Here is a 1,836-nt window from a genome sequence, read left to right as displayed (position 1 = left end):
GCGGTCCGGCCCTCGGCCAGCGCCGCCACCCCGCGCAGCAACTCCTCACGATCGGCACCCACCACACAGGCCCGGTGCGTGAACACCGACCGCGACGTCGCCAACGACCACCCCGCATCCACCGGACGGGCATCGACCACGGCGCCCTGCAACTGCCGCGCGTGATCGATCAGCGCCTCGGGGCTCTTGGCCGACACCACCCACGGCACCACCGGAAGTGCCACCGTGGTCTCCGCCTGCTCCGACGCGACGGGTCCGGGTTCCTCGAGGATGACGTGGGCGTTGGTACCACTGATCCCGAAGGACGACACACCAGCACGCCGCGGGCTGCCCTCCGCCGGCCACTCCCTCGCCTCGGTGAGCAGTTCCACGTGACCCTCGGTCCAGTCCACCTGGTCCGACGGCTCGTCCACGTGCAACGTCCTCGGCAGCATCCCGTGGCGCATCGCCATCACCATCTTGATGACACCCGCCACACCCGCCGCCGCCTGCGCGTGACCCAGGTTCGACTTCACCGAACCCAGCCACAACGGCCGGTCCTCCGAACGCTCCTGGCCATACGTCGCCAACAGCGCCTGCGCCTCGATCGGATCACCCAGCCGCGTCCCCGTCCCATGCGCCTCCACCACATCCACATCCGCCGCACTCAAGCCGCCCGCGGCCAGCGCCTGCCGGATCACCCGCTGCTGCGACGGACCGTTCGGCGCCGTCAGACCGTTCGACGCACCGTCCTGGTTGACGGCCGAGCCACGCACCACCGCCAACACCGGATGCCCGTTCGCCCGCGCATCCGACAACCGCTCCAACAGCAGCACACCCGCACCCTCGGAGCAGGCGACGCCGTCGGCCGCAGCAGCGAAGGACTTCGACCGGCCGTCGGCGGCGAGCCCCTGCTGCTCGCTGAAGTAGACGAACATGTCCGGCGTGGACATCACCGTGACACCACCGGCCAGGGCCAGCGAGCACTCCCCCGACCGCAGCGCCTGAGCCGCCGTGTCCAGCGCGACCAGCGACGACGAACACGCCGTGTCCAGGGTCACCGCCGGCCCCTCCAGGCCCAGGGTGTACGCCACACGGCCGGTGAGGACGCTGCCCGCGCTGGTGCTTCCCGGGGCGCGCCCGAGGGCGTAGTCGTGGTACATCAGACCGGCCCAGACACCGGTACGGCTGCCCTTGAGCGTCGTCGGATCGATGCCCGCCCGCTCGATCGCCTCCCACGAGACCTCCAGCAGCAATCGCTGCTGCGGATCCATCATCAGCGCCTCGTTCGGACCGATCCCGAAGAAACCCGGATCGAAACCGGCAGCGTCATACAGGAACCCGCCCTCCCGGGCATACGTCCTGCCCGGCACACCCGGCTCCGGGTCATACACGTCCGGATCCCAGCCCCGGTCCTCGGGAAACCCCCCGATGGCATCCACACCATCGGCCACCAGCCGCCACAGATCCTCCGGCGACGCCACCCCGCCCGGATACCGGCACGCCATCCCCACGATCACCACCGGATCGGCATCGGGGCGCAAACGCTCCTCGGCTTCGGCGAGCCGCCGCCGGGCCTCTCTCAGATCCGAGGTGGTCCTCTTGAGATAGTCGAGAAGCCGCTGCTCATTGCTCACCGGAACGTTCTCCTTCGGGCCGGGAAACCAGGGCGACTTGCTCACGGAAGGGGGGAATCGCCTGTCCGCACGGCTCTGGCTCCGCTGCACGGAAAAGACACCGGCTTCAGGGGCTTTCGGCTGCTCGTCCCGTTCTGCCGATCGCCTGGAACGCTACTGAGAGCCCATGGGGCGGCCAACCCTTAGCGAACCCCTGCCACCCCTAGCCTCGCCGTTTCGG

Annotated in this window: 1 protein-coding gene; it reads right to left on the bottom strand. The window is 69.7% G+C overall.

The genetic code is table 11. From position 1 onward, the window contains the following. On the bottom strand, positions 1-1,616 hold a 1,616-nt coding region (locus M1E25_RS03025; protein WP_251409077.1), incomplete at its 3' end, for a type I polyketide synthase. Positions 1,617-1,836: the final 220 nt, after the last annotated feature.

This window comes from Streptomyces meridianus, assembly GCF_023703325.1.
Taxonomy (GTDB): Bacteria; Actinomycetota; Actinomycetes; order Streptomycetales; family Streptomycetaceae; genus Streptomyces; species Streptomyces meridianus.
Note: the sequence above shows the minus strand (reverse complement) of the source record. Positions and strands in the feature narration are given on the sequence as shown.